Origin of the sequence: Amphritea atlantica, from assembly GCF_018860855.1 — a bacterium.
Taxonomy (GTDB): domain Bacteria; phylum Pseudomonadota; class Gammaproteobacteria; order Pseudomonadales; family Balneatricaceae; genus Amphritea; species Amphritea atlantica_A.
In genome coordinates this window covers 71915-97738 of the sequence record NZ_JAHKQE010000004.1, presented here as the reverse complement: position 1 = coordinate 97738, position 25824 = coordinate 71915, and the positions used below count along the sequence as shown (strand labels likewise).

Genomic DNA, 25824 nt, shown 5'->3' with positions numbered 1-25824 from the left:
TAGTTTACGCGGCATAAAACTAACTATTAAGCTTAAAGCATCAACATCCATTGCCACTATTTACAATCTAAGATTCATCACTGTATCCCGGTAACCCCAGCAACGAGACTAACGTCTATACCACCGTTATCTTCAAATTCCTGGCGGCGAACCATACCAACAACAACCCTCCCTTCGGGCACGACAAAATTTTCAACGGCCTCGGTAACAATTGAAAACTCCTGTAGATTTATATCAGGCCCTCCATAAATAGTAACCAATACGGCCTCTAGCGGCGGCAATGAAACCTGACTTAACGCGCTAGTTATAGCATCTAAGGGTGCGCCTTTGCCTGTTGAATGACCAAAAGCCACATGTAATTGCAATGCATCATTGCTCTTTAAGACAGAACGAACATCAGCAAAATCAATAGCAATCAAACTGGAATCCATGATCAACTCAATGATGCCACGCACGGCGCTAACCGCATCTTCAAGAGACCCACAGATAAGGTTTCCATCATAAAAAAAGGTCTTATACTCAGACGTTATGACTCTTCGAACATCATCAATTTGATCTGCAGACCAATGAACGGCTATCAATAAAATATCCGCATCATGGCGGCCTAATTGCTCAATCACCTTCTTACGCCACAAATGAGTATCACTACATAAAAAGACAGTTAGATCCGTATTTTCCAACAGGCTATAAAGTGCATCACCTGTAACCGCAACACTATCAGATGCTTTATACGTACCGCTTTCATCATCGTTGGCAGCGTCAACCCAATGCCAATCAACCATTCTCTCTGTCACTTCATCAATGACGAGATAATGACATCCTACGATCAAAGGTAGAGTTTTAAACTCGGAAGAAAAACAGACAATTCTAAGAACGGCCCCTTCTGATGTTGAATTTACCAGTTTAAACATATATGAATCCTTGAAATGCAGTGAAGACCTTTTTATGGTGCGTTATATTGCTTCTGTTCTTCTGCTCGCAATAAACGAGCACTGTGGCGATTTTCTATATATATCTACCCGAAAGTATACCGAGATTTAGGGCTTCAAATAAGACTGTCGGCGAAATTGAGTCGATGTTCTCTGGCTTGCTGTTGAAAATATTACAGGTCAAGATTGCCTCAAGAGGAGAGGTTTATACGACAAGCCTAAAGGAGGTAGCATACCTAATTATTTTATCGAGTTTCGCATCAATACTAGCGGACATTTCCCCACTTCATTTTACGTATAACGGATCTACGTTGGAATTGGTGGAGCCTAGCGGGGGCTCCCCCATTTTGTAAACCAAGTTAAAATTCAATAGGTTACCTTAACCATGGTTCATATAGTTGCACACATTAGTATCACACCGCAACTGGAATATACCCCGCCACCGAATCAGTCAAAAACTGTCGATTATCAAGATAAAAGCGTCCACCGGTGAGGTCGAGATTACTTGCGCTTCAGCAATGGCCAAACCTATCAATTGGACTGATATTGACAGTTAATTTATCGACAGTAGAATTCATATAGGGTGGGGACTATAAGAAAATCCCAAATTTTTAAACAATTTATAGAAGAGAAATGCTGATGAAAATTTCCAAGTATCCAAAACTTCTGGCGCTGATTTTTTCTTGTTTTTTCATAAGTGCAAATGCCATAGCAGATTCAAATTTTTCAATTTGTGGTTGGGGAATGACAAAATGTACTCACGACTCAACAGCTGAATGGCATGATGCCCTGTCTAAAATTGACTATTCGACTGAATCAGTGATATTCACTCCTTATGATGGAATTGCCATTGAGAGTGATGGCGCGTTCAGTAACCTTACTATTTATCTAAAAGGCTATACCAGCACTGGTAAGTATAAGCTTGCCGGTACAGAAAATACTGTATGGTCAAAAAATACCAATGCAGTTTTTTCCGAAGATCTCGCTAACGCTCCATATTGGGTGAGCACTCAAAGCCCTAATGGATCTTATGTTGAGATTACAAAGGACGACAATAATTTAATATCGGGTAAATATAAGATAACCGTTTATTTTGAAGGGGATTCTTCAAATAAACCTTTGAATTTAGAAGGTGAATTTACGGACGTGCCAAAACATAAAAAATAATTTACTGCTGTAAGATCAGGAGTCAATAATAGCTTCTAGATTGAGCGCCACAATCGCACGATCAGCGACAGCAGGGTGAGCAAACACCTCTTCGAAACACTGGATTCAACAAGCTAGTTATAGTTTTACAAGCATGAACGACCATATAAAACCAACGGTGGTAAACCACCGTTGATGGTCGCTTAACTTCTATTTTGAGCACCTACTAAAAAGGGGGATTACCCCGTCAGGCGCGCGCCACTTTCAACAGTATCAATCAGAATAGCTGATACCTCAACTCACCTTTTCCGCCGCAGTCTGTCAATCGCAATTGCATACAAACCGCTGGCGACGACCAGAGAAGCACCAGCTATGGTCCAAAAATCAGGAAATTCTTCAAAAATCACAATACCAACGATCGTTGCAAATACCAGCAAGCTATAATTGAACGGTTGCAGCACTGACGCAGGGACGTAGTGCAACGCTTTGATTCACAGTACGTGACCTGCGATACCAGTGACAGATAACACCCCCATTAACACCCATTCATCCATTGTTGGTTCCCGCCATGCTGGAATACCAAATAGGGTTGCAGCTATACAACCAATAACCGCCAGATACACCATATTAGTATTGAAACCATCCTGATGACTTACAAAACGAGTCACAATGTTATACAACGCGAAGGTCAGCGCAGCAGTCAAGACCATCAATGCCTCAGGTTTAAAGACCCCCATTCCTGGCCGAAGGATAATCAGCGTTCCGATAAAACCGGCTAATACAGCCAAACCACGACGTAACCCCACATGTTCTCCAAGTAAAGGGCCTGCAAGCGCAATGGCAATAAGAGGAAATGCAGCGAATAGTGAGTGAGCCTCAGCTAGTCCCAAATAACGTAACGCCAGTGTAAAAATAGCAATTTCCGCCACCGCCATAATTGAACGTAATGGCTGCAACCAGCCATGCTGGGTGCGCAAGGCAGAGATAATGCCGCCATTAAAATGAACGTAAAGAATAGCGAAAGCAGCAAAGACCCAATAACGGACCATAACAAATTGTGCAACGGCCATATCCTGTACCAACACCTTAGTGATGGCATCCTGAGCAGCTAGCACCATCATTGATAACAGACACAACACAACGCCTTTACGTGTGCTTTCACTACGAACCAAGCCAAGTTGCATCATATTCTCAATTTACCTCAGATAATAAAACATCAGGTAGAAGACGCTAACAAGTAATTTTTCTGCTACAAAGTCATTAATACTCCGCTTTTTATATAGATTTTCTAAATGATTAAGATCGGTCGTCGCCAGTTACCCCTTAATGCTCTGCGAGCTTTTGAAGCAGCCGCCCATCATTGCCACCTTGGTAAAGCGTCAGAACAACTGGGAGTAACCCAGGGAGCTGTCAGTCAGCAGGTTCGCAGTTTAGAGGCATTACTGGGACAACAGCTGTTTGAACGCAAACATAAACGCCTATACCTCAATTCGGTAGGTAAGCAATTATTAAATGCTGTAACGGAAGGTCTAGATACCATCACTAAGGGAATTGTTCAGCTGGACAGTGACAGCCAGAGTATGGCTGGAGAGCTGATCCTGTGCTCAACCCCCTCTATCACCAACAACATGCTAATCACTGTAATGGGCCGTTTTAACCGCATCTATCCGGAGGTGACGCTGAAGCTGCTTCAGATACCGCCCAATACCCCAGTGCTGCCCGATGAGTATGATATTTGCGTCTGTTTTGGTTTACCAGACGATACAACTAATATGGAAACTCGGAAACTGATAACCACCCGATTCTATCCGATTGTCTCACCAACGCTGATGCTCAACCGAGCTCAGATTGAAAATGAAGCTGAGCTTTTGAATTTTCCGCTATTACATGACCGATCCCGAGGTTGGCTGAACTGGTTCAATCAATTTGCTAATGGACAGACCAAAGGCCATGAAAGCAATATTTTTTACAGCGACAATTACCAAGCGCTGATGGCAGCGAGATTGAGACAGGGGGTAGCTTTAGCGGAATATTATGAAGTCGCTGCCGACCTTACGTCTGGACAGTTAGTTCTCTTGAATAGCAAAGGAATTGAGTTGGGTATTGATACCTACCTAGTACTGCCTAAGAAGGATCGCCAGACCCTCCGCAGCCTGATATTTACCGAATTTATCGAACAATATCTAACAGAGCTTGCCGGTTTTTTCTTGCCAGAGTCTTCTTCAGGTTGAAGAAGCCCCTTATCATGAATAGCTTGTTTTTGATGATGCCAGTTAATTTGCTTCCCGCTCGGCACCGGAAGTGACCAACAACGAGTCAAAGATTAAATGTTGTTAGTGTCACACTTATTGTATGCCCCGAGCGACTAAGAAAACCGCTGCTGCAATAACGCTCTTAGTTTCATCGGCTTAAGTGGTTTATGCACCACCGGATAGCCTTGAGCTTTGATTTGTTGCAATTGCTCTGGCTCGGTATCGCCGGTGATCACTAAGCCCGCTATTTTTTTACCGAATTTGGCGCTTAATCGATCAATGGCGTCGGTACCCTTTTCATTATCACTTAGGTGGTGATCGACTAACATAAGATCTGGGCAGTGTTTGATCTGTTCAATCTCGGTGAGGTTCGCTGCCGTCTCAACCCGGCAACCCCAGTCGCGCAATAACAGTGCGGTTGCTTTAAGGTTATCCTGATCATCATCTAATACAACGATATAGCGCTGGCTCATATCAGCGTACTGCCTAGGCTGGGCAGTGGCTTCGACCGTTTGGCTAGGTTGATGTAGTGGGATAACGACCCTAAACATCGAGCCACGCCCCTCTATCGAGCGAATCTCTAGCGGGTGCTGCAACATATTACAGAGCCGACTAGCGATCGATAAGCCTAATCCTAACCCCTGCCTTCTGACTTTGCCCACCTCAAGCTGTTTAAACTCGCCTAACATGGTATCGATCTGGGCTGTTGGAAAACCGATGCCGGTATCCCACACCTCCAGCGCTAATGCGCCTGCACGAGGTCTAACGGCAACCAGCACCCGTCCGGCATCGGTATATTTAATCGCATTGGCGATTAAGTTGCGTAATATGCGCCCTAGCATCGAGCTATCACTGAAACTATGGTGCGCGGTGCCACGTACGGTTAAGGTTAACCCTTTGCTCTGCGCTTGCGGTGAAAATTCCTGTTCGACATGTTTTAACAATTGGCTTAGATCAAGGGGCTGCTGTTCTGGCTCGATAACACCGGCATCCAGCCGAGAGATATCTAATAATGAATCAAACAGGCTTTGCATAGTATTGAGGCAAGTATCAATGCCGGCGAGCAGATCACGCTCTTCCGGAGCCTTTAATCGCCCAGACAGCGCGCTGACAAGTATCCCCATCGCATGCAACGGCTGGCGTAGATCATGGCTGGCTGCGGCGAGAAAGCGTGATTTTCCCTGATTAGCTTGGGCTTCAGCGATGGCCGCCTGATGTTCTCGTTGTTCTGCCTGTTTAATCCCAGTGATATCGGTATAGATGCCAACCGTGCCGCCATCCCGCGTTTTACGCTCTCTAGCTTGCAGCCATTTTCCGGAGTAGTTCTCGACTTCGAAGGTGCCATAGCCACTGTGGTGCATCGCCATCCGTTTTTCACGATAAGCCTCGGGGGATGCTGGCACATCATCAATATCATTAAAGCGCACCACTCGACCGGTTCGAATATTCTGTTCTACCAGCTCAGAAAAATGCACACCAGGCCTGACTTTATCCGGCTCCATAAATTGTGAGGGATATTGGCTGTTACACATCACCAGTCGATCATCCGGTCCCCAATAAACAAAGGCTTCGGCAATATTCTCAATGGCATCCAACAACCAGCTAGCCTCGCTGCTTAGCAGCGCCCAAACATCGGGGTCGGCTAAATCAGGATGAGCGGTTTTAATGGCCGGGCTAAGCGGGCTGGTATGCATCGTAGAGTTCCATCATGTTTTTTCACTATGATATGTCACTCTTGTGACAAATAGGCTAAACACCCTGCCCGCTAATGGCTCAGGGCTTTGTCGAGCAAGGCGTTCAGATTGATGGCATCTGCTTCGGGGTGTTGCCCCACCAAAAACGCCCGAATACCCAGCGCTTCGGCTCCATCACGATCGGTGCGGGGGTTATCGCCGATCATAACGCAGTTATGCGGATCGGCGTTGGCTTTAGCCAGCGCCATCTGAAACAGCCCCGCTTCGGGTTTGCCCATCACCCGATATTTTAGTTGCGGAATAATGCTGATTAATAAGGCCAGTAAGCTACCGGTTTCAGGTACTGGATCACCGTCGGGGTCAGGGTGTGAAAAATCCGGGTTGGCCACTAATAAGGGCACTCCTCGGCTGAGGTGCTTAATGGCCAAGCTTAAACGCTGATAACAAAGATCGGTATCACGGGTTAATACAATCACCGCTGGCTGCTCATCATCTTCAATAATGCCTAAACTAGCAGCATAGGTTCGCAATGCTTGGCGGGCGAGCAACATCGCCCCTTGCGCCGGATAGCACTGAGAAGCCTCGGCTAGTACCGCCTCTCCGGCTAATAACATCTGCTGCGGTGCAATAGGCAACCCTAGCTCGGCTAAGCGGCGACTGAGTTCAACAGCACTATGGCTGGAATTATTCGACACTAACCAGAACTTATCCGCCGCCTGTTCAATCAAAGCGGCTGCGCCGGGCAACACCTGCTGACCGGCAATCAGGCAACCATCCATATCAACCAATACCGCATCAGATTCGGCGATTAACGTACGAAATGGCTTCATCTAGAGAACCCTTGTGGTTGATCTTTTTGTTGCGCATGGCGAATTAATAACAGCTCTAAAGCGCTGGCATCACCGCTCCAGTTTTGCCCCCGAGGGTTATAACACGCCTCATTCACCAAACCAGGCCAGCGTACAGGATCAACACCATAGTGCTCTGGATCAGTAGCGACACCTAAGCGTTTCAACCATGCACTTAAGGTCGCTTCGGCGGTATTGAGATTGCCAAAAATAGTCATTAGCGCCTGATCGATATCAGGATGAATACCGCTAGAGGCAGTTAAGATCTGCGGCAGAGTAAACGAACATGCAATCCCGTGAGGCACATCATATTTCAATGTCAACGGATAGGATAACGCATGAGCAATCGCTGTTTGAGTATTTGAAAACGCTAACCCCGCCAAGAGTGCTGCTTCGGCCATCTGACGCCGTAAGTCACGGTTAGTCAGATCATCTAATAGTTTCGGTAATACATTAAGAATCGTATTAGCGGCTTTAATGGCAAAAGTATTGCTAACCGGATTTCGGTTAACATTCCAGATACTCTCTAATGCATGACTGAGGGCATCCAAACCGGTTTGCCGAGTCAGTTCAAAAGGTAGATTTAAGCTAAGCTCGGGGTCGATCACCGCCCATTCAGGATAGAGTGACGGCCCTTTTACCGAATATTTTTTACCGCTATGTCTATGCCAAATTGTTCCCCAGCAGGTAACTTCAGAGCCGGTACCCGCCGTGGTGGGGAGCGCAATAATTGGCCAGCTTGCGGTAACCTCCTCCGCTGCGAGCAGGCCTTGATGAAAATGGGCGAAGTCTCCTCGCGAAGCGGCTAAGGCCTTCGCAGTATCCAGCACTGAGCCACCGCCTAAAGCGATAACCAGTTGCGGTACTTGAGTTAAGCTCGTAAGCGCCTCGCACTGCAACTTAATATCATCTAAGTCGGGGTTAGCACGGATCGAATCGATCACCATTAACGGCTGCACCTGCCGCGCAATACGCTCGGCCCACTGCTGAAACACCGGCTCAGCATAGGTGACCAGAATATAGGGCCGCCCATTAATGAGGCTGGATAGTTGATCGATAGCGCCATTAGCGCACTGAATACGCACCGGGTTAGCAAACTGCCAAGGCTGTGATGCCACTGTTTTCATGCATTCCACTCCGGCTCGGTTAAGGCATTAAACGGTGTTGATGGATCGAGAAAATCATGATTATGAACAACCACATTGTCGTCATCGATAAAGACGATCGCATAGGCCGGCGGTTCATGGTTAAACAGATATTGATCTTCCTCCTGAAAATCCAATACCACTTGATGGTTTAAGCCTCTCAGTGTCGAAAAACCGATACCCGCCCATGAGCCATGCATAGGCCGATGGTAATGGCCAAAGAAGAGATGCTTTACCCGGCCATGGTTATGTAACAGGCTTTGCAAGTTGACAGCATCTTGCCGATCGAGACCGATTTTATCCATCGGTTTAATGCCTGTTTTAAAGGGGGCATGGTGCATAAATAGATAAACATCGCCGCTTGCTTGTGCCAATTGCTGCGCCAGCCAATGCTGCCGTTTTTCGCAATAAGCACCGGCATGGGTGCCCTCTTTAACCGAATCCATAAAGATAAAACTGCCGCTACTGTTATGGATAACCGATTGCACAAACCCATGTTCATCATGTTGCAGTGTTGGGAATTGCGCCGCGAGACGGCCACGATGATCGTGATTACCCACCACTAATTGCACAGGCACTTTCAGCTCGGCAATAATCTCTGCGAACTCAGCATAAGCCGCTGGCTCACCGGCGTGGGCTAAATCACCGGTAATCACACAGAGATCAGCATCGGCATGGTCAGCATTAATGGAGGCGACACAGTCACGCAGCCGTTCAGCAGGAAAGCTACCATACAGCGGTTGCCCAGGCTGGGTTAAATGAGTATCGGTTAGGTGGATCAATTTCATGGTATTACCTTGTTATCTGTATACCGGCGCTCGAGGCTCGGTGAAGCGAAGCCGCCCATCCCTAAGTGATGGTGGCTCGATAATAGAGTTATTAGCGCGGCAAATATTTTTGCACGTCGGAGACCATATCGTTAAGCACCGCACCAGACTCATTCATCCGGTCGCCGCTGGCGATCGATTGCATATGATCGTGAATAATCTGGGTAATCTTCAGACCGTTTTTGCCGGGAAACGCATACCAATCTGTCATCAATGGCAGTTGTTTCACTGCGGTGTAATGGTTGGGATGGGTACGGTAAAAGTCAGTTAGGTATTCCTCATTGGCTTTTTTGTTAGGCGGCATATAACCCGTGGTTTGCGCCACAATGGCTGCGCCCTTACCCGATGTCGAAAACTTGATAAATTTCCAGGCAGCATCCTGCTTGTCAGCATCTTTGGTTAACATGACGATAGCGTTGCCACCAGCTGGCAGAGTGCCCCCTGCTTTCACGCTGGGAAAGAAGTTTGTTTTCATCTCAAACTTGTCGCCAATCTGCTGTTCGGCTTTAGTCACGTTCGAGGTTGACCAGAACCAGATGCCCGCTTTGCCCGAATAAAAAGACTGCTGGCCATCGGCGCTGGAATAATTCTTCATGCCACCCTCTTTAAAGAAGCGGGCGAAGGTCTCTAATGCCCACTGCCCCTCTCCTCCACCGAAGCTCACGGTTTTTTCATCGGCGCTCAGCATCGAGCCGCCTTGTGAGAATACCGGTGCTTGCCATAACCAGTTGCCGGTGATCTGCCAGCCATAAACCAACCCCGTGACATCATCACCGAGCGCATCGATTTTCTGTGCTAACTGAATCACCTCATCCCAGGTTTTTGGTAGGTTATGCTCATCCCAGCCCGCTTGCCGTACTAGATCCATATTGTAATAAGCGATCGGCAGAGACACGGCAAATGGCAGGCCATAGACTTCATTATTGTGAGTGCCGATATCCAGCATCGCCTTGTGGTAGCCCTCTTTATCAAAGCCTTGTTCTTTGGCGATAAAAGGCTCTAATGAAACCGCAATATCACGATCGACGAGAGGCCTGATACGGTTGAGGCCCTGAAATGAGATATCGGGCAAACGCTTGGTAATCGCCTCACGCATTATCTTTTGGGTGGCGTCTTCGTAGTTTTCATAAGGAGCCCGAAAATTCAGCTTAATATCGGGATATTGGGCTTCAAATCCGGTTTTTATCTCGGCAAAGGTTTCTTTAAAGGTACCGCCATAGGGATATTGCACCACCAGTTCTGTGGCCGCAAAAGCGCTGCCGGTAAGGGTTAGCGTACAAGCCGCGATTAAGCGTTGAAGAGATTTACGTGTCATTGTTACATTCCTAAATAGATAAAAAGAGGTTGTTTAATGGATGTGTTTTAGTCGATATTTATTTCATGCCCGAGAACGTGATCCCTTCGATAAAACGTTTTTGAGCCAATAAAAATGCGCCGACCAGCGGGGTAATGACGATGGTGGCCGCAGCCATCAATGGGCCATAATCGTTGCCGGTGTCGTCATTCCTAAAATTCACTAAACCAAGCGGTGGGGTGTAATAATCCGGTGAGTTCAGCACAATGAGTGGCCAGAAATAATCGTTCCAGTGGGCTACGATCGAGAAGATGCCAAATGACACCAACGCCGGCATCGCGGTGGGCAGCATCACCTTCCAAACAATCGCTAGTTCACTAAAACCGTCGATACGGGCGGCATAGATCAGATCATTGGGAACGGTCATGAAAAACTGTCGCATCAAGAAGATACCGAATACCGAGATACTAAACGGCGCGATTAACGCCATATAACTATCCAGCCAACCAAACTGATACATCAGCAGGTACCAAGGGATCGAAACCGCCTGAGGTGGAATCAGCAAACAGAACAGCACCGCCGCAAACAGGGTTTTCTTTCCTTTAAAACGCAGCTTGGCTAAGGCATACGCGACGGGCACAGCAATACTGACTTGGCACAAAAAGATCGTCACGGTGACCACAATACCGTTAAGCAGAAACTTCATTAACGGGATGCGTGTTAGCGCTTCTGTATAGTTTTCAACGAAATACCAATGCTGTGGCCACAGTGTCAGCTCTGACGTAAAGATCTCATCAGGTGGCTTAAGCGAGGTCAGCAACATCCAGATAAATGGCATCAACATGATCATTGCCCCGCTCATGAGCACAAGGTGCCGAAACAAACGAAAGAGTAAGGAAGGTCGACGGTTCATGAGTAGTGCACCTTACGTTCAACAAAACGGGTTTTGATCAGGGTGAGCAGCAGCACAAAAAATAGAAAAACAACGGTAATGGCGGCGGCATAACTGGTGCGGAAATACTCAAAGGCTTCCGTATACATGGTGTATAGCAACACTTCGGAGGCTTTATTTGGCCCCCCTTTGGTTAATACCTGCACCGTGTCAAACACCTGAAATGCCTTGCTAGAGGTGATCACCAGCACAAACAGTGTGATCGGGCCAAGCAGTGGCCAGGTCACCAACCGGAAACGATCCCAAGCTGAGCTTGCCCCATCCATCTCAGCAGCCTCATAAAGGTGTGATGGGATCGTCATTAAACCGGAGAGGAACAGCACTAAATTGAACCCTACTTGCTGCCAAATACCAATGCCACAGAGCACATACAACACGAGGTCGCCATCCTGTAGCCAGTTGGGGCCTGTGATGCCAAGCTCTTTTAGTATCAGGTTCAATAACCCAAAATCAGGATGAAGGATCACCTGCCAGACAATCGACATAGCGATCAATGTGGCCATGACCGGTAAAAAATAGACCGCCCGATAGAACGATTTACCCTGCTTACCCGCTTCGATCAGCATGGCGGCACCCAACCCGAGCAAAACAGAACCGGGCACCACAATGGCAACATAGATCATGGTATTTTTTAGTGATTGCCAGAAAGTGTGATCGCCAAACAGCTCGGCATAGTTATCTAAACCAATCCATTCAAAAGCACTCATACCCAGTTGCCAATCCGTAAAGGAGAGCAGCAATACGGCGACAATCGGGCCGATCAGAAACAACAACATAAGCCCCGCAGCGGGCAGCGAGAGAAACCAACCCAGTAAGCGTTCATATTGTTCGGCACCTCGATAGAGGCGCCAGCGGCTCGTACGACGAGGTAAACTCGGCGATGTTTCAGGCAGTGGCAGATTCATGATGCACCTCCGCAGCGACTTTTTCTGAGGCAACCCGACGGCCCTGTTGATCAAACACTAGGGTGTGCTTAGGTTTTATACGGATGCCCACCGTGGCTCCCAAGACTAACTGTTGCCCCTGTTCAACATCGCAACGCACTAACATCGGCTCGGCGAGGGTATCGATGGTGATATGGGCAAAAAACTCAGCGCCCATGTTCTCTAAATAGATCAGCTGTCCCTGAATATCACCCTGCTCAACGCGACAAACCGTGGCGTTCTCGGGGCGCACCCCTACCCTGATGTGTGTCTGTCCCGGCTGAGTAGCAACACGTAGAGGACATCCACAAACCACCACACGACCCGCATGGTTAACCTCCCCTGGCAGCAGATTGATTTTGGGGCTGCCAATAAATTCCGCCACCCGTACATCCACCGGATTGCGATAGATCTCTTCAGGGGTCGCCACCTGTAACAACTTGCCATCCATCATCAAGGCGATTCGATCCGACATCGTCATCGCTTCGGCCTGATCATGGGTGACATAGATAAATGTCGTACCGAGCTGCTTATGTAGCTGAGCGATCTCGGTGCGCATATGTACACGTAACTTGGCGTCCAGATTGGAGAGTGGTTCGTCCATCAGAAAGGCCGCGGGGTCTCTTACCATTGCACGACCCAATGCCACACGCTGCCGTTGGCCACCGGAAAGCTCACCCGGACGGCGATCTAATAAGTGTTCTATCTGTAATAGCTCAGCCACCGCCGCCACCTTGCTATCAATACCGGCTTGCCGTTCAGCCGCACCGGGTAACAGCTGCGCTAATAACGGCAGACGTTGATACCAGCGATAGCTGCGCATACGAATAGGAGTGGCAATGTTCTCTTTAACCGTAAGATGTGGGTATAACGCATAGGACTGAAACACCATCGACAAGTTACGATCTTTCGGGCGCAGCTGATCCACCGGCTGTCCGCTGATATTGATCTGGCCATTCGTCTGGGATTCTAAACCGGCAATAATGCGCAGCAGTGTCGATTTGCCACACCCCGATGGGCCAACTAGGGTCATAAACTCACCGTCCCTGACCGTTAGATCAATCTGATCCAGAATCTGTGTTTCACCGAACGACTTGTTCAGTTTGCGTATCGCAATTTCAGCCAAAACCTGTGCCTCGCTTTCAAATGTTGCTTAATGGCTGAGGATAATAGAAGGCAATTGTGACTGTTTTGTTATAATAAAATCATTATTTTTCAAGTACCTACACGAAAAACAAGTACTCGAGTACCGAGTAACCGAAGCTTTGAGTACTGACTAAATAACAGTTTGATTGCAGGTATATGACTTAAAAGGCTTATTGCAACATCACTGTCACAGCAGCGAGGTACTTTAATACTTTGGCGGTGTACCTAGATTTAAATTTAACTGAGCAACCTATTTATGAAAATTCTTCTGGCAGATGATCACGAACTGATTCGAAAGGGGCTAAAAGAGATTATTTCGGCACTCAATGCCACTTGGCAGATCACTGAAGTGGCCTCTTTACCCGCAGCTATGACCGCGCTGGCTAGTGATCATGAGATAGAACTGGTGTTATTAGATCTCTACCTGCCCGGTGCCGCTGGCGTGGAGGGATTAATACAACTCAAACAGCAGTTTCCCGGCACCGCCGTGGTGATTATCTCATCGGCAGAAACCCCTGAGATTGTCGCCGCCGCGATGCAAAACGGCGCCTCTGGCTATATTCCTAAATCGACCGGCAATGAGGTGATGGCTAAAGCGCTTGATCTGGTGATCTCTGGCGGAGTGTATATTCCACCGCAGTTATTATTAGGCAGTGTCGCACCTGTGGCCGCTGCCAGCGCCGAGGCTTTTCCATTGTTCGACAAACTCAATCACACCCAACAACGTATCGCTGCGCTCTTGAGTGCAGGCCTGAGCAATCAAGAGATTGCCAATGAAACTGGCTTTGCTCTACAAACCATTAAGAATCAAGTAAGTAGTATTTTGCGAACAACTCAATTAGAAAATCGAGCAGCATTAGCGGCTAAGCTAGCGCTTATGCAAATTCAATGACAGCGCGACTACGATTAAATAACACCCGACAGGAAGGCCTTCTGAAGAGTATCAAGCCACAACCTTTAGCAAAGCATGTCGCACTTATTATATGAATCCCCGGCTTTGCAGTAACCGTCTAAAGAACCGCTTAGCCGTCTTGCCGTCCCGACGTCTAAGGCGGTAGACAGCGAACAAACTCGTTTGGACAAACTGATGGAGTCCAATGGCATCGATGAAATACCTGACTGCACCGACCCGATTACCTTCAATGCCAGAATCAGCTCGCCTCAGGTTAGCCAGTTTGTCGGCTTAGTTCGCAAACTAGATGCGTTGATGATCTCAATGGACACACTCTGTGTTATCCAGCGTGCTTAGCAACAAACAACGTGTAGATGGCAACAGCGCATTATCAAACTTGCTCGACGCATTATTGATATCGAAATTCGAGCACGAAAATCTGCTCAAGCTAAGGGTAAAGAAGCAGAAGTTGAACAAGCGGTGCCTTCAACCGATGACGATATAACTGAAGAAGAAACAGATAGTCCCTCCAACTAGGCAGCTAGTCTCCCCTCAACCAGCCCCTCTCGAAGGGGCTTGCTACAAACCCAATAAAGTCCCTAAATGGTTACACTAACAGTTTAAATACGACTTAATGTAACCAATAAAGGACACTGAAGAGACTGTTTGACAATGTTACATTAAAGTCCTAAATTAAGGACATTAAGTAACAATAATTCGCATAGCGTAACCAAAATAGGACTTTATAGTGAAAGGTGTGACAGCTACAGCATTAGCAGAAGAGATCGGCGACAGATTGAAGCAAGCTCGACTAAATCGAGACCTAACACAATCTGAAGTTGCCGAGCTTGCTGGCATTGCCCGCAAAACGGTTTTGAATGCAGAAAAGGGAAAAGTTCAGCTCGAGATCATGATTGCTATATTAATGGCATTAGACCTCACGCAGCAGATTGATCTATTTCTCCCTAAACAAGAAATTTCGCCCTTACAGCTGGCCAAACTGCAAGGAAAGAAAAGGCAGAGAGCCTCAGGCCAGCGCAGTAACAAAGATGAGGAAACACCAGAATGGTAATGGAAGTCCTTACAATAACATACCAAGACGATGTTGTTGGCGCAGTGAGTTTTGACACTGAAAAGGGACTTGGGGCATTTGAATATGATCCAGGCTTCATAAAAAAAGGTGTCGAGCTATCCCCGATCAAAATGCCATTATCGAATCGCATTTATAGCTTTCCCGAACTGGATTTCAATACCTTTAAAGGACTACCAGGTTTAATAGCTGACTCCTTACCTGATGATTTTGGTAACGCAGTTCTCAACGCATGGGTTGCAGGTCAAGGTCGTTCACCGAGTGACATTACACCACTGCAACGCCTCCAATATACGGGAAAGCGAGGCATGGGAGCTCTTGAGTATGCGCCAGCTACAAAGTTACGAAGTTTAAATGCTTCACAACAAGTAGAAATCCAGTCGCTCGTTTCAATTGCACAAGAAATCTTAGATTCACGAGGTAATTTTGAAGTAGAACTCAAACAAAATGACCAAGACGATAGAGAGGCAATGATGTCTTTATTATCTGTTGGCATGAGTGCGGGAGGAGCACGACCGAAAGCCGTATTAGCATTTAATGAAGATTTTACTCAAGTTCGCTCCGGCCAAGCTAAAGCGCCAAGTGGTTTTACTCATTATTTGATGAAATTTGACGGCGTTAGTGAACATAACAAAAATCAGGAAACCTTCGGTGACCCATTAGGCTATGGAGCAATGGAGTTTGTTTATCATTTAATGGCTAACAAATGCGGTGTCGATATGATGCCATGCCGCTTACTCCATGAAGGCAATCGACGCCACTTTATTACACAACGGTTTGATCGAATTAAAAACAGCAAGGTACACGTACAAACGCTAAACGGGCTTGCCCACGTTGATTATAAAAAGCCGGGGTCATTTTCTTACGCAGAGTTATTTGGCATTGCCAGACAGTTGAAGCTTTCTGCTGTTGAAGCTGAGCAGCTATTCAAGCGCATGACGTTCAATATCATTGCTCGAAATCATGACGACCACTCAAAGAACTTTGCCTTTATTCTGAAAAAAGACAAATGGTCTCTCGCACCAGCTTATGATTTAGCTTATAGCTATAAACCAGGCAGCAAATGGGTGAACAGCCATTGGATGAGCTTGAATGGTAAAAGAGATAACTTTACACGAAGTGATTTCTATAGTTTAGAGAAACTTAGCCCTGTTTTTAACAAGAAAAAGATCGACGATATTATTGATGCAACGATTGAGCACGTATCAACTTGGCGTCAGCTTGCTGAGGAACGGGATGTACCAAAAACACTGATAGATGAAATACAAGAAAACTTGCGGCTCGATATTTAGTTAGTCGTAAAGTGACTATTCCTGTGAGCAAAAAGGATGGCCTCTTATTTCAGGCCATCCAGAACCAAACAACAATTTAGCACACACGGATACGGTGAATTATCAAATCAATTATTCCCCGAAATTTCTTCCGTCGCATCCTGACGCAGTTCCTGGGCATCCATTACGTTTAGCCGTTCAATGGCTCTGTCTGCGGCACTCTGACGATTTCCATCAACGGTTAGCGTAATTCCTGAGCCTGTGAGTCTTTCCAGATCCAGTGACGGTATTCCGGGTAGGTTGCCTGTTATCGACAAGATACCTATCCATTTATCCAGATTGACTTGGCTCCAATCCATCTGGTTTAACTGACTCGCGGTCAAACCTTCACCGTTTGGAGACTTCGCACTGCTCCAGCCAAGACCAGCCACTGGGCTTGGGGCAAAGTAGGATTCACAAACTGAAACACCATTGACCACAGTGATCTGTGGACTTTATGAAATCGCGACCATGCGTTTGTTCACTGGGTTATCGAGGGGTACAAAACGCGACGAACTAAAAAACATCGCAGCAGATTGGCTTATTGCGGAATTCCAAGTAAGGTACGGTTTCTAAGGAAGATGCTAATAAGCCCTTCCCATAAGACAATTCATTTTTAATCTTCGAGCCTGCTGACCATGTCACCCACCTATTAGTAAAGACTTTATCATCTATGTACATCGTTACCCGCTGATCGCCTCGGGTGCATCCTGTTTCAACATTAAGCATATGAAATGATAAGAAAAGTATAGATTTTTAAACTATCTCATTCACAGCGGTTGTATGAGTGAATGAACGTACACAAATAAATTAAAATGAATCTGTGAATAAAGATACAGTATTGAGAGTGAATAATGGCTATTGGCTTTGATTTTGGAACATCTAATTGTTCAGTTGCGCATGTTGTGAATGGTCATGTTCAAACGATTCCTCTATCAGAGAACGAAACGTTTATTTTATCGGCATTGTGCGCTCCAACGCGTGCAACGGTATCTGAGTATCTTTTTCGTTGCTTAAATATTGCACCGTCGAGTAGTGCCGGTGAAGCCGTTCTCAGCCGTGCAATGTCAGACAACCGTGCCGAAGGTTTGGACGTTAGATTAGATGATGTACTGTTTGGCAAACAGGCTTTAAATCTATACCTAGAAGACCCGGATTACGTCTACTACGTAAAGTCACCGAAGTCCTTTTTAGGCACGCTACAATTACGAGAACCCCAACTAGCATTATTTGAAGATATCGTTTGTGCCATGATGGCTAACATCAAAAGCAGAGCAGAAGCGTATTTAGGTCGAGAAATCACCGAAACGGTCATAGGTCGACCTGTGGTTTTTAATACGCTAGGTGGCGAAAAATCTAATATTCAGGCAGAAGGAATATTGTATAGCGCTGCTTCTAGGGCTGGATTTAAGCATATTGAGTTTCAATTTGAACCTGTTGCAGCAGGTTTGGATTTTGAGTCAACCCTAACGTCAGAGAAGAATGTACTCGTTGTTGATATTGGCGGGGGTACCTCTGACTGTTCCATGATACGTATGGGGCCGAAGTGGCTAACAAAAAAAGACCGTCCCGAGACGCTTTTAGCACATGCAGGAAAATCGGTGGGTGGTAACAATTTAGATATGTCTATAGCGTTTCAGCGATTCATGCCTGAGTTTGGTAAGGAAACAAATTATAAGTCAGGTAAAGCAATGCCTACGATATTTTTTTGGGAGGCTGTTGCAACGAATGATGTCAACGCACAACGCAAATTTTATTCGTATGAGAATTTAGAAATATTGAAGAGGCTCCGTGCAGAAGCTATGTATCCAGAAAAGATACAAAGGCTTATTCAGTTGCATCAAAAAACATTAGGTCACATGGTTGTCGGGGAGGCTGAAAAGGCAAAAATTGCACTTTCAGACCAATCTGAATATCTAGCAAGCATCGATTTACTCTCTGAGAAGGTTGATATCCCAATATTCTCTGAGCAGATGGAAAAATCAATTGCTGAACCAATGCGTCAGATTAAAAGTTTAATTAAAGAGATATTGCTGCAAGGAGAAGTCACTCCGGATGTGGTGTATATAACAGGCGGTTCGTCTCGCTCTCCTATTGTGCGAGAGACTGTTAAATCGGTGCTTCCCAATACACCTATTGCGAGTGGAAACTATCTAAGCTCTGTTACTGAAGGGTTGGCTCGATGGGCAGATTTATGTTTCAAATGAACGCTATTTTCAAATTTAATTGTGTTTTAACTAGGGAGATGGGATTGACGCCCCCAACCCTAGTACTGACAAATTAACGTCTCAACGAAAGCCAAGCTCCCTGCTCTGCTGTTAGGCCACTGCATCCTTTCTACATACAAACGCACTTCTCCCGAGGTTTCGGAAGTGCTTAACCGCAACAAGATGCCGCCCGAGATTGAACAAGTTGTGAACAGCAGTGTGGACACTGACAAAATACTGAGCCTGCCAGCGTGACTTGAACCGCCGCATTGCCTACTCGCTCATCCGAGTCACTGATATGAGATCTCTGCTTTGTTGTTGGTAAGCTAAAACTGTAGTGAATCGTCTCAAGTATCAATTCTCGATGAGCAACACTATAACTTCGCAACTTATCCGTTACTATTGTCCTCGGCTCACCAGCGTGGCTCTACAGTAGTCGTCTAAAGAACCGCTTAGCCGCCTTACCGTGCTGACGGCCCTGTAAGAATACGCCACCTCTTCAATCACCCTAACTTCCTGTTCGCCGCAGACAGTGCTGTTTTCCACCCATCTTCACGAAAACTTCGTCAATGTAGAATGTATTAGGTACTTACGTTTCAATCGCCTGAAGTATATGGGGCCGAATATAATGCACCATAAACGAATGGACTCATAGCTGACATCAAGATCACGCTCGGCAAGAAAATCTTCAATGTCTCGATGACTAAGGTTGAACCGGTAGTACAACCATACCGCGCATTAGATGATTTCAGCTGGGAATCGGTGGCGTTTGTACTAGCAAGTTAATTCATAAGAGAGTTGTTACCCATTGCGCGTTAACTTATCAGTACCAGAATCACTCCTGCAGCATATGCCCTCCCTATGTGCACCTTAAATAGCTCCATACTCATCGCCGAAGGTACTCAACGAAAACGGAGCTATGACTTCTAGACTGACCGACGTTACGTCATCGAAGAACAGCACCGTGCCCGTCACGATTGCAACCAATTATCGAGAGTCTTTACCCGCCAATAATCAATCAATATCTCAAAAATCATCAAAAAATGAAAACAATAGCATTGCATGCGATACCTAGTTTCTGTATAAATACACTCTAGTTCGCCTAGCGAAACTATATTCTAAAAATAAAACAAATTGAAATCGGTTTTCTAATCGATGATAGGAATATGTATGAAAATAAGAAAATCCCTACTAGTTGTAGCTATGAGTGCTGCGTCGCTTACTTCGTCACTCTATGCTGCTGAATTCAAAGCAGGTGATACCGATTTCAACATTGGTGGGTATGTCAAATTTGACGCGAGTTACAATAACTTTGAATATACCGGTAACGGTACTATCGTTAAGATATCTGATCTAAGAAACGGCAATAGTGATGATGATGACAACCTAGATATGAGTGCACGTGAGTCGCGTTTCTGGTTGAAAACATCTACATTGATCAATGGCTCAACGCTAAAAACACATATTGAAGGGGACTTTTACGGTAGTGGGGGTAATGAAATCGTTTCTAACTCACACGGCCTGCGTCTGCGTCATGCCTATGGTGAAATGGATGGTCTTCTCATGGGCCAAACTTGGACAACGTTCATGGATCTAGCTCACTTAGGTGAGATTATCGACTTTGGCCAACATAAAAGCACCATTTTTGTTCGACAAGCTCAAGTACGTTATACGATGCCATTCGGTAACAGCAAAGTAATGCTGGCGGCAGAAAACCCACAAACAGGCACCACCGACACGGGCTCTATGCCTGACCTTATCGCACGATATGACTATAACAGCAAAGGCTTTCATGGCTCTGCGGCGATGATGCTTCGTCAGTTAAAAAGTTCAACTGGAGACACCGAAACAGCAGCAGCTGTCAGCTTAACCAGTAAAGTTAAGATTGGTAAAACCGATGATATTCGGATGCAGTTAAATGGGGGTGCTTTGGGTCGCTATATGGGCCTTATACACCCAGCAACAGAAGGTTCAGGCAGTACTTTTGACACCGTTAATTCCTTTGGCGCTTCGCTAGCTTACCGCCACCTTTGGAACAAAGATGTACGTTCGACGTTGATGTATTCTGCCACTCAAGCGGACGCTAATATTATCACTGCAACGACCTTAGACGGCACTCAATCTCTGCATGCCAATGTACTTTGGGATCTTAATAAGCGAGTACGTTTTGGCGCTGAAGTACAGCGTACCAATCTGGAATATGCGGATGGTTCTTCCGATAACGGTTTGAATCGTATTCAATTCTCTGCCCGTTACCTGTTCTAAGCCCCCGATGGCGTCTGAATAACGAGTCCATATCAGACACCATGCCGCTATTGATTAACGGCTGCTAAGGACTTAGTAGATAGAGCCATTATCCGCCCCCTTCCGGATAGTGGCTCTTTCTTTCGTTAGAGAGGCTGCATGACTCCGATTCACTAAAGCACTAACTCAATACCCTTCTCTACCTTATTACCAAGGCTAAGCATAATAGTCTGGTTGTAATCCTAGTATTTGTAGCGTTATTCTCTGCTTCACCTGCACTTATCAAACTCATCCGCGAATCCAACTCCGAAGTGCGACATAACTATGCTGCCTGAAGTAACTCTCTAAAGACGGCTTCGGTCATGCTTACTCCATATAATACTATTACCGCCGTAGCATTATTTTTGCCAGCGTAGCTCAATAGCATAAAACAAACAACGCCGTGTAGATGCGGTAAATTGCTTTGCTAAGGCTTATTGACTAGACTTGTACCGAACTACCGTACACTTGGTGAACATTATGGATACAGTAAGCGTAAACCAGTTTAGAGATAAATTAAAAACCTATGTAGAACAGGTAGTTAATGATCACGCCCCTATAAAGGTTACACGTAGAGCCGGGGAGGCATTTGTCGTCATGAGCGCCGAAGACTGGGAAAGAGAACAGGAAACCCTCTACGTACTACAAAATAACAGCCTAATGAAGCAGATCGCCCAAGGTGTGGCAACACACGAAAAGGGCAACGGCTACACACCAACCGGTGAGGAATTAAATGAGATCACTGGTATTTGAAGGGAATACGTGGGAAACCTACGAAGCGCTTAGAGAAAAAGATAAGAAGCTACACAAAACCCTATGCAAATTACTAAAAGAAATGCTCCGAGGGGACCCAAACCAAGGAATAGGTAAACCTGAACAGTTACGGCATAATTTAACAGGATTTTGGTCGAAGAGAATGTCGCAAAAAGATAGATTAATTTATAAATTTGACGATCATTCAATATATATTTTTGCCATCGGAGGCCACTACGAAGACCTCTGAATTCGCTTGAGCAATTTAACGCCACGCTCACTGCTAAATTAGGAGTGCAGTAAGTAATTTAGCCGACTGCAGTACTTGTTAGCTCTACCTGTAGTAGCATCTCTAATTAGGTGGCCAAATTCACTATGCCACTACAGTGTTATATCTTTCCACGAAAGTGATGTTTGTTGTAGGAGGCGTGCCCTCACGCCGAAATAGGTTGGTTATCCTAACCAAGGTTAATCACAATGGGGCGCTGCTCGCTACAGGGAAGCGTGGTTTTATCACTGCCAGGCTCCCAAAAAAAAGCGCCTCTTAATCATATTAAGAGACGCTGAATGCCCAATGTCAAAAGACGGGCGGAGATGACAAAACCGACGTGCTAAAACATCGTGGTGGGCAGCAGCAGGGACAATATAGGGAACGCAATCAGCGCAATAAGAACCATGATATCCATGACCAAGAAGCGCAATACGCCCATAAAGATGTCATACACCTTCACTGCTGGGGTGGTGACACTGGCGATCACAAACACGTTAAGCCCCACAGGCGGTGTTATTAAACTGATTTCGAGCAGTTTAATCACGACAACACCAAACCAAACGAGATCCAGTCCATAACCTTCTACCATTGGGATTAGGAACGGTAGCGTCAGTACTAAAATACCCAGTGGATCGAGGAACATACCTAACAGCAGATAGACACCGGCGATCATGACTAGCAACAACCACAGTGACACATCCGCAGACTCGACAATATCCACCAGCGCAGGAGCCATGCCAGTTAAGGCAACAAAGCCGACAAAGATTTTAGCGCCCGCGGCGATAAAAAAGATCGAGGTAGTCTGGGTACAGGTTTCTTTTACCGATTGAACGAACTGTTTCCAATTCAGTTTCTTTTGTAAAACACCCACCAGCACGGCAACAAACGCACTGATCGCGGCGGCTTCTGTTGCGGTAAAGATACCGCCGTAGATTCCGCCAATGATAATCCCAAACAAAGTCAGGGCGGGCCAACATTTTATAGCCGCTTTACGACGATCACCCTTGACGAGTTGCACATCTGGAACAGGCGCCGCTTCAGGGTTACGTTTAACCCAAATATAGATAACCACCAAAAAGCCAGCCAGAGAAAGTAATCCTGGAATAACACCGGCCAAGAAGAGACGGTTAATCGACATTTCGGTAAAGATACCGTAAATAATGAAAAGCACACTTGGCGGAATCAATGAGCCTAGGGTTCCACCGACGGCAACTGTCGAGGTCGCCAAGCGTTGGTCGTAACCCGCCCGCAGCATCTCAGGACAACAAATTTTACCCATTGCGGATGCACAAGCGATACTCGAACCGGTGATCGCAGAAAAACCACCACAACCAAATACCGACGCCATGGCGACACCACCAGGAACCTTCATCAGCCAAATACGGGCCGCATGATAAATGTCGGTTGTCATGCCGGTGTGATAAGCCACATGCCCTAATAAGACAAACAGTGGAATCATACTTAGATCATAGGAGTGCACCAGATCAAAGGTATTAGCAAATACCATTGATAGGGTTGGCGCTATGGCGCGTTCGACATCAAAGCCGCCGGAGCGCGTAGCAAAAATAATAAAAACAAAAGCAGTTGAAACGCCTGCAAGTGTGAAGGCGATAGGAATCCGAATCGCCAACATGACTAGCGCACAACCGAATCCGATAAGACCTAACGTTAATGGATCCATGAATCAGCTCTCTTCAATGGTGTCGTGAACAGCACCGGTGCGTTTCACTAGATAATCGGCATCGGCTCGGATCGCCGCTAAAAGGTCTGCGATACACACGATGCTCAAACGCACAACAAACAACAGTGCGCCGAGGAAAAAGATAAAGCGTCCTGGCCATTTTGGTAAATCCAAATCACCCCAAAAATAACTGCCCGCCTCTACGGCATGCGCAAATTCGTTCCACCCAGCTACCGCCATCGGCAGCAAAATAACAAGACTGAGAGTAGAACCAATGGCCAGAGTCCAAAGCTTTACACGCTCATTCATCCAGTTAAAAAGAAAATCAATCGTGATGTGACTATAGTTAGCGGTCACATAAGCAAGGGGCAAAAAGATAGCGCCTACCATTAACTCACTAACAATGGTCACATCGTCGGAAACGCCTGCGCCAGAAAACGTCCGCAAGATAACCGTGGTGGTTATCAACAAACCGAGGGCAACAATACACGCCCCAGCAATGGCCAATGCGCCTAGTTCTAATTTTTTAAGCATCACAGTTACCTCTACTATCCAAATAGCTATGAACCTGACGACCAACAGTATTCAGCCTGAATACCATCATTGGTTAAGCAAGAACCATCCCTAGTTCTTCCAAAAAAACGCAAGAAATTAATACCTTAGCGAGCCCAAGGATAGCCCTTTTCATTGAGTTCCTGAGTATATTTTTCCAGCAAACCGCGATAACGGCTTACCATCGCATCACCATCTAAACCGCTTTGAGTCGCACGCTTGGCCCACTGAACAATGTAAGGTTCACCGACTTTTGAAAGCTTTTCGGAATCTTCAGCAGACAGGGTATAGAACTCCAAACCGGCATCTTTCAATGCTTTTTCACCGGTAATCTCACCTTCTATAGCGCTTTTAGAAATATGATCAACATAGTCGGCAGCCACTTCATCCAGCACCTCTTTCTGAGATGTGCTTAAACGCTCATAGGAGTCTGAATTAATAAACATACCCAAACCAGCAAACAGACCCCAATTAACTTTGGTCACGTTGTCGCTAACTTCATAATGTTTCAGTGCAGCCGATGGCGCTAAATAACTTTGCGTACAATCAATCAATCCCGTATCCAGCCCTTGGTAAGCTTTATAGATACTCATGTTGACTAAGTTGGCCCCTATATCACCAAAACCTTTACCGTAAGCAGAGATACCACGAACGTTCTTATCTTTAATATCATCCAGCGTGCGTATAGGATCGCCTTTACATACAACGACAACCTTACCGGCGCTGTGCGGTGCCACGAAAGTAAGGTTCTGATCGGCTAACTGAGCCTTGATAGCAGGATCACTCATATGCTCACTCAGTGCCCGAGTTCCGACCCAAGCGTCCTGATTGACAAAGGGCATATCACCAATGGTGTAAGATACTAACTCACGAGGAAAATAACCCTGAATAATCGTGCCCATATCGGCGACACCGGTCGCGATTGACTGACGCGCGGCTTTCGTCTTGAAAAGTGCCCCACCCCATTGAATATTGATCTTTAAATCACCACCCGAGCGTAACTCAACTTGGTCTGCAAACCACTGGGTATCCACCGCCCGCTGGCCACGGTTTGGACCTGGTTCGCCAAAGGTGAGTACTGTGGAGGCGAATACTGGCACAGCAGTTAAACTCACTGCCGTTATAGTGCTGACAAGTGCCATCTTTTTTATTAGATTCATTCTCAATTCCTTACGGTTCGGTCTAAGCTTTGCTTATTTTGATTATTTTCGCTGTGCGAAACGTAGTACCAATTTACACTATTAAAAGCAAAAATCAAGACCATCGTATTCATTTATACAATCGCTTTTATTTGCTTTACACCTAACGTCTACACAATGTTATTTTTGGGTTAAAATCGTGATAATAGCGGTAATTACAGCATAAACAGGGGTAATAACCACTTTCGTTTCCGCCGCGCTCATAATCATCTCTCCCTTTATAGGCACAGATAGAGTACGTATTAAGAGAAAATCACAAAAGTACATGGTTCTGCTTGGCGGAATTAAGTTTTAATATTATGCCAACCTAGCCATCAATTCAGTATCGATCTAACGGCGTACTTATTCTGCCGTCACGTCCGCCATATGCGAGCGTATGTCTCAGTCAGCACAGCAGGATACTTATCATAAGCACCCTGCTGGTTATAGC

Annotated in this window: 24 protein-coding genes and 1 pseudogene; 11 read left to right on the top strand and 14 right to left on the bottom strand. The window is 46.0% G+C overall.

All coding sequences use genetic code 11. The features are described from left to right. Positions 1 to 77 precede the first annotated feature (77 nt). Complete coding sequence (locus KO512_RS01385) at positions 78 to 911, bottom strand: hypothetical protein (RefSeq protein WP_215950540.1); 834 nt, start codon at positions 909 to 911, stop codon at positions 78 to 80. Between the two features lie 657 nt (positions 912 to 1568). Here KO512_RS01385 and KO512_RS01380 point away from each other — a divergent pair. Both KO512_RS01380 and KO512_RS20085 read left to right on the top strand, forming a co-directional pair. Next, a complete protein-coding gene (locus KO512_RS01380; protein ID WP_215950539.1) occupies positions 1569 to 2096 on the top strand; it encodes a hypothetical protein in 528 nt (175 codons plus the stop codon). A 39-nt stretch (positions 2097 to 2135) separates the two neighbouring features. Then, positions 2136 to 2282, top strand: a pseudogene (locus tag KO512_RS20085) (IS3 family transposase); the annotation flags it as partial. A 284-nt stretch (positions 2283 to 2566) separates the two neighbouring features. On the opposite strand, the gene KO512_RS01375 reads toward KO512_RS20085, so the two are convergent. After that, positions 2567 to 3262 (bottom strand): DMT family transporter, encoded by a 696-nt coding sequence (locus KO512_RS01375; protein ID WP_215950538.1) that lies wholly within the window; start codon positions 3260 to 3262, stop codon positions 2567 to 2569. Between the two features lie 105 nt (positions 3263 to 3367). Here KO512_RS01375 and KO512_RS01370 point away from each other — a divergent pair, with 105 nt between their 5' ends. Continuing rightward, positions 3368 to 4306: a LysR substrate-binding domain-containing protein gene (locus KO512_RS01370; RefSeq protein ID WP_215950537.1), complete on the top strand. Its 939-nt coding sequence runs from the start codon at positions 3368 to 3370 to the stop codon at positions 4304 to 4306. A gap of 134 nt (positions 4307 to 4440) precedes the next feature. On the opposite strand, the gene KO512_RS01365 is transcribed toward KO512_RS01370, so the two are convergent. The 8 genes from KO512_RS01365 to KO512_RS01330 all read right to left on the bottom strand — a co-directional run bounded on the left by KO512_RS01365 (position 4441) and on the right by KO512_RS01330 (position 13136). Next, positions 4441 to 6021 carry a hybrid sensor histidine kinase/response regulator gene (locus KO512_RS01365; protein ID WP_215950536.1) on the bottom strand — a complete coding sequence of 527 codons (1581 nt, stop codon included), beginning with the start codon at positions 6019 to 6021 and terminating at the stop codon, positions 4441 to 4443. 71 nt (positions 6022 to 6092) lie between these two features. Beyond that, on the bottom strand, positions 6093 to 6851 hold the full coding sequence (locus KO512_RS01360; protein ID WP_215950535.1) for an HAD-IIA family hydrolase: 759 nt from the start codon (positions 6849 to 6851) through the stop codon (positions 6093 to 6095). After that, positions 6848 to 7996, bottom strand: coding sequence for a phosphonoacetaldehyde reductase (locus KO512_RS01355; RefSeq protein ID WP_215950534.1), 1149 nt, complete (start codon positions 7994 to 7996; stop codon positions 6848 to 6850). Before KO512_RS01355 ends, KO512_RS01360 begins: the two co-directional genes overlap by 4 nt. After that, positions 7993 to 8802, bottom strand: a complete 810-nt coding sequence (locus tag KO512_RS01350) for a phosphodiesterase (RefSeq protein ID WP_215950533.1) — start codon at positions 8800 to 8802, stop codon at positions 7993 to 7995. Before KO512_RS01350 ends, KO512_RS01355 begins: the two co-directional genes overlap by 4 nt. 91 nt (positions 8803 to 8893) lie before the next feature. Continuing rightward, entirely contained in the window at positions 8894 to 10156 is a 1263-nt protein-coding gene (locus KO512_RS01345; protein ID WP_215950532.1) for an ABC transporter substrate-binding protein, read from the bottom strand. A gap of 58 nt (positions 10157 to 10214) precedes the next feature. Further along, entirely contained in the window at positions 10215 to 11048 is an 834-nt protein-coding gene (locus tag KO512_RS01340) for a carbohydrate ABC transporter permease (protein ID WP_252734724.1), read from the bottom strand. Beyond that, positions 11045 to 11992, bottom strand: a complete 948-nt coding sequence (locus tag KO512_RS01335) for a carbohydrate ABC transporter permease (RefSeq protein ID WP_215950531.1) — start codon at positions 11990 to 11992, stop codon at positions 11045 to 11047. Before KO512_RS01335 ends, KO512_RS01340 begins: the two co-directional genes overlap by 4 nt. Next, on the bottom strand, positions 11973 to 13136 hold the full coding sequence (locus tag KO512_RS01330; protein ID WP_215950530.1) for an ABC transporter ATP-binding protein: 1164 nt from the start codon (positions 13134 to 13136) through the stop codon (positions 11973 to 11975). Before KO512_RS01330 ends, KO512_RS01335 begins: the two co-directional genes overlap by 20 nt. A gap of 276 nt (positions 13137 to 13412) precedes the next feature. On the opposite strand from KO512_RS01330, the gene KO512_RS01325 reads away from it, so the two are divergent. The 4 genes from KO512_RS01325 to KO512_RS01310 all read left to right on the top strand — a co-directional run bounded on the left by KO512_RS01325 (position 13413) and on the right by KO512_RS01310 (position 16430). Then, positions 13413 to 14048 (top strand): response regulator transcription factor, encoded by a 636-nt coding sequence (locus KO512_RS01325; RefSeq protein ID WP_215950529.1) that lies wholly within the window; start codon positions 13413 to 13415, stop codon positions 14046 to 14048. Between the two features lie 195 nt (positions 14049 to 14243). Next, positions 14244 to 14405, top strand: a complete 162-nt coding sequence (locus KO512_RS20575) for a hypothetical protein (RefSeq protein WP_436792256.1) — start codon at positions 14244 to 14246, stop codon at positions 14403 to 14405. Between the two features lie 391 nt (positions 14406 to 14796). Then, the gene (locus KO512_RS01315) at positions 14797 to 15120 is read left to right on the top strand and encodes a helix-turn-helix transcriptional regulator (protein ID WP_303492742.1); all 324 of its coding nucleotides are present in this window, start codon (positions 14797 to 14799) and stop codon (positions 15118 to 15120) included. After that, entirely contained in the window at positions 15114 to 16430 is a 1317-nt protein-coding gene (locus KO512_RS01310; RefSeq protein WP_215950528.1) for a type II toxin-antitoxin system HipA family toxin, read from the top strand. Before KO512_RS01315 ends, KO512_RS01310 begins: the two co-directional genes overlap by 7 nt. Positions 16431 to 16537: 107 nt before the next feature. Here KO512_RS01310 and KO512_RS01305 read toward each other — a convergent pair whose 3' ends face one another. After that, on the bottom strand, positions 16538 to 16888 hold the full coding sequence (locus KO512_RS01305) for a hypothetical protein (protein ID WP_436792255.1): 351 nt from the start codon (positions 16886 to 16888) through the stop codon (positions 16538 to 16540). 414 nt (positions 16889 to 17302) lie between these two features. Here KO512_RS01305 and yegD point away from each other — a divergent pair, with 414 nt between their 5' ends. The 4 genes from yegD (at position 17303) to KO512_RS01285 (ending at position 21941) form a co-directional block, all read left to right on the top strand. After that, complete coding sequence (gene yegD / locus KO512_RS01300; protein WP_215950527.1) at positions 17303 to 18655, top strand: molecular chaperone; 1353 nt, start codon at positions 17303 to 17305, stop codon at positions 18653 to 18655. Positions 18656 to 19825: 1170 nt separating this feature from the next. Further along, a complete protein-coding gene (locus tag KO512_RS01295; RefSeq protein WP_215950526.1) occupies positions 19826 to 20920 on the top strand; it encodes a DcaP family trimeric outer membrane transporter in 1095 nt (364 codons plus the stop codon). A gap of 498 nt (positions 20921 to 21418) precedes the next feature. Then, positions 21419 to 21691 (top strand): type II toxin-antitoxin system Phd/YefM family antitoxin, encoded by a 273-nt coding sequence (locus KO512_RS01290; RefSeq protein WP_215950525.1) that lies wholly within the window; start codon positions 21419 to 21421, stop codon positions 21689 to 21691. Beyond that, positions 21672 to 21941 (top strand): Txe/YoeB family addiction module toxin, encoded by a 270-nt coding sequence (locus KO512_RS01285; protein WP_215950524.1) that lies wholly within the window; start codon positions 21672 to 21674, stop codon positions 21939 to 21941. The genes KO512_RS01290 and KO512_RS01285 overlap by 20 nt, the downstream gene beginning before the upstream one ends. Before the next feature lie 361 nt (positions 21942 to 22302). On the opposite strand, the gene KO512_RS01280 is transcribed toward KO512_RS01285, so the two are convergent. From KO512_RS01280 to KO512_RS01270, 3 genes are all read right to left on the bottom strand, one after another. Next, positions 22303 to 23643, bottom strand: a complete 1341-nt coding sequence (locus KO512_RS01280) for a TRAP transporter large permease (RefSeq protein WP_215950523.1) — start codon at positions 23641 to 23643, stop codon at positions 22303 to 22305. Between the two features lie 3 nt (positions 23644 to 23646). Continuing rightward, positions 23647 to 24177, bottom strand: a complete 531-nt coding sequence (locus KO512_RS01275) for a TRAP transporter small permease (protein ID WP_215950522.1) — start codon at positions 24175 to 24177, stop codon at positions 23647 to 23649. Between the two features lie 125 nt (positions 24178 to 24302). Then, on the bottom strand, positions 24303 to 25355 hold the full coding sequence (locus tag KO512_RS01270) for a C4-dicarboxylate TRAP transporter substrate-binding protein (protein ID WP_215950521.1): 1053 nt from the start codon (positions 25353 to 25355) through the stop codon (positions 24303 to 24305). Between the last annotated feature and the right edge of the window lie 469 nt (positions 25356 to 25824).

Excerpts from the sequence above, each read along its gene's own strand:
- KO512_RS01380 (WP_215950539.1), top strand. The coding sequence starts at position 1,569 with ATGAAAATTTCCAAGTATCCAAAACTTCTGGCGCTGATTTTTTCTTGT.
- KO512_RS01340 (WP_252734724.1), bottom strand. The coding sequence starts at position 11,048 with ATGAACCGTCGACCTTCCTTACTCTTTCGTTTGTTTCGGCACCTTGTG.
- KO512_RS01365 (WP_215950536.1), bottom strand. The coding sequence starts at position 6,021 with ATGCATACCAGCCCGCTTAGCCCGGCCATTAAAACCGCTCATCCTGAT.
- KO512_RS01285 (WP_215950524.1), top strand. The coding sequence starts at position 21,672 with ATGAGATCACTGGTATTTGAAGGGAATACGTGGGAAACCTACGAAGCG.
- KO512_RS01335 (WP_215950531.1), bottom strand. The coding sequence starts at position 11,992 with ATGAATCTGCCACTGCCTGAAACATCGCCGAGTTTACCTCGTCGTACG.
- KO512_RS01345 (WP_215950532.1), bottom strand. The coding sequence starts at position 10,156 with ATGACACGTAAATCTCTTCAACGCTTAATCGCGGCTTGTACGCTAACC.
- KO512_RS20575 (WP_436792256.1), top strand. The coding sequence starts at position 14,244 with ATGGAGTCCAATGGCATCGATGAAATACCTGACTGCACCGACCCGATT.
- KO512_RS01355 (WP_215950534.1), bottom strand. The coding sequence starts at position 7,996 with ATGAAAACAGTGGCATCACAGCCTTGGCAGTTTGCTAACCCGGTGCGT.
- KO512_RS01375 (WP_215950538.1), bottom strand. The coding sequence starts at position 3,262 with ATGATGCAACTTGGCTTGGTTCGTAGTGAAAGCACACGTAAAGGCGTT.
- KO512_RS01325 (WP_215950529.1), top strand. The coding sequence starts at position 13,413 with ATGAAAATTCTTCTGGCAGATGATCACGAACTGATTCGAAAGGGGCTA.
- KO512_RS01280 (WP_215950523.1), bottom strand. The coding sequence starts at position 23,643 with ATGGATCCATTAACGTTAGGTCTTATCGGATTCGGTTGTGCGCTAGTC.
- KO512_RS01290 (WP_215950525.1), top strand. The coding sequence starts at position 21,419 with ATGGATACAGTAAGCGTAAACCAGTTTAGAGATAAATTAAAAACCTAT.
- KO512_RS01295 (WP_215950526.1), top strand. The coding sequence starts at position 19,826 with ATGAAAATAAGAAAATCCCTACTAGTTGTAGCTATGAGTGCTGCGTCG.
- KO512_RS01350 (WP_215950533.1), bottom strand. The coding sequence starts at position 8,802 with ATGAAATTGATCCACCTAACCGATACTCATTTAACCCAGCCTGGGCAA.
- KO512_RS01360 (WP_215950535.1), bottom strand. The coding sequence starts at position 6,851 with ATGAAGCCATTTCGTACGTTAATCGCCGAATCTGATGCGGTATTGGTT.
- KO512_RS01370 (WP_215950537.1), top strand. The coding sequence starts at position 3,368 with ATGATTAAGATCGGTCGTCGCCAGTTACCCCTTAATGCTCTGCGAGCT.
- yegD (WP_215950527.1), top strand. The coding sequence starts at position 17,303 with ATGGCTATTGGCTTTGATTTTGGAACATCTAATTGTTCAGTTGCGCAT.
- KO512_RS01385 (WP_215950540.1), bottom strand. The coding sequence starts at position 911 with ATGTTTAAACTGGTAAATTCAACATCAGAAGGGGCCGTTCTTAGAATT.
- KO512_RS01310 (WP_215950528.1), top strand. The coding sequence starts at position 15,114 with ATGGTAATGGAAGTCCTTACAATAACATACCAAGACGATGTTGTTGGC.
- KO512_RS01275 (WP_215950522.1), bottom strand. The coding sequence starts at position 24,177 with ATGCTTAAAAAATTAGAACTAGGCGCATTGGCCATTGCTGGGGCGTGT.
- KO512_RS01270 (WP_215950521.1), bottom strand. The coding sequence starts at position 25,355 with ATGAATCTAATAAAAAAGATGGCACTTGTCAGCACTATAACGGCAGTG.